This window comes from Frankia sp. Mgl5, assembly GCF_023242985.1.
Taxonomy (GTDB): domain Bacteria; phylum Actinomycetota; class Actinomycetes; order Frankiales; family Frankiaceae; genus Parafrankia; species Parafrankia soli.
In genome coordinates this window covers 1-423 of the sequence record NZ_JALKFY010000486.1, presented here as the reverse complement: position 1 = coordinate 423, position 423 = coordinate 1, and the positions used below count along the sequence as shown (strand labels likewise).

Genomic DNA, 423 nt, shown 5'->3' with positions numbered 1-423 from the left:
AAATAAAAGAATTAACGGATCGTCCGTATAGCGTAAATCTGCTGTTGTACAACCAGCCGAAAACGGCAGTGGTTACACCGCAGCTGGTTGCCTGGATCAATGAAATGCGGGAAGCCGTGGGGCTTGAGCCTTGGTCAGGAGAACTGCCTTCCTTTGGCGATGACTTGGAGGAATGCTTTGCGGTGGTATTGGAGGAAAAACCGCCGATTTTCAGCTTTGCTTTCTCACTGCCCGGTCGCTATGGAGAAGCTGCCCGAATGGCCGGCATGAAGCTGATCGGCACGGCAACATCGGTGGAAGAAGCACATCTGCTGAAAAAAGCGGGAGTGGACGCGATCGTTGCGCAGGGGGGTGAAGCGGGCGGCCATCGGGGCACCTTCGAGGTGGGAGCGGCTGGAGACGGGAATGTTGTAGGCACGATGC

1 protein-coding gene is annotated in these 423 nt (G+C 55.8%); it reads left to right on the top strand.

Translation table 11 applies throughout. The annotated features are described in order from the left end of the window. Positions 1–423, top strand: a 423-nt coding sequence (locus MXD62_RS10260) for a nitronate monooxygenase (protein WP_248829095.1), incomplete at both ends; no start/stop codon positions are given.